At 52.6% G+C, this 886-nt stretch carries 1 protein-coding gene; it reads left to right on the forward strand.

Translation table 11 applies throughout. The features are described 5' to 3' along the window. Window positions 1-308 precede the first annotated feature (308 nt). Window positions 309-886 (forward strand): tyrosine-type recombinase/integrase (locus MWU84_RS23985; RefSeq protein WP_348647902.1); only part of this gene is annotated, 578 nt, incomplete at its 3' end.

Here is an 886-nt window from a genome sequence, read left to right on the forward strand (position 1 = left end):
TATGAAAAAAAAGTAGTACCCTCATTGAGAGGGCCTGTAATTCTGTATCCGGGTTCAACGAACTCTACCATAAATTAAAACGGTCGGTAGAACTGTCCGGCAAAAGCCAAAGTACCCTTACCAACTACGCCAGATGTCTGGCGCACATTGCGATTCACTTCAAATGCAGTCCGCTGGACCTTGACCAGGAGCAGGTCCTGGATTACCTGCACGTTCTGAAATCCCAGCACAAGACGCCATCGGAGAGTTTCTTCAAGCATACCGTCTATGGTCTGAGATATGCCTACCGTATCTCGGGAATGAAGGAGATGCGGGTCATATTGCCTTCTATAGAACGGCCCAAGAAGCTACCGGTAGTATTAGGCCATAACGAGGTAAGGCAGCTTCTAAAGGCCCCAAAACTTCTCAAACACCGTTTGGTACTGGCCATGCTCTATGGCTGTGGCCTTCGCAGCTTTGAACTCTGCAACCTACAGCTGAAGGACCTGGACCTTGAGAGAAAGATGCTGCACGTACGCCAGGGCAAGGGGAGGAAGGACCGCTATGTCCCATTGTGCGCGATGCAGGTCCGGGGCCTAAGGAAGTACATCTCTGCGGAAAGGCCCGTTACCTGGTGCTTTAACGGCAATGATAGCAAGGGCGATCCCGTTGCACTGTCCACGACGGGGGTGCAGTGGATCGTTCGGGAGGCCCGGAAACATAGCGGTATACAAAAAGAGGTCACCACCCATAGCCTGCGGCACAGCTATGCGACCCATCTGTTGGAAATGGGTCTGGACATCATCAGTGTCAAGGACCTGTTGGGACATGCGGATATACAGACCACGCTTACCTACCTGCACGTGGCACAATTGGGCAGGCAAAGGCCGTTCAGTCCGTTGGAGCG

Origin of the sequence: Arenibacter sp. F20364 (genome assembly GCF_023015905.1) — a bacterium.
In the GTDB taxonomy this organism is placed as follows: domain Bacteria; phylum Bacteroidota; class Bacteroidia; order Flavobacteriales; family Flavobacteriaceae; genus Arenibacter.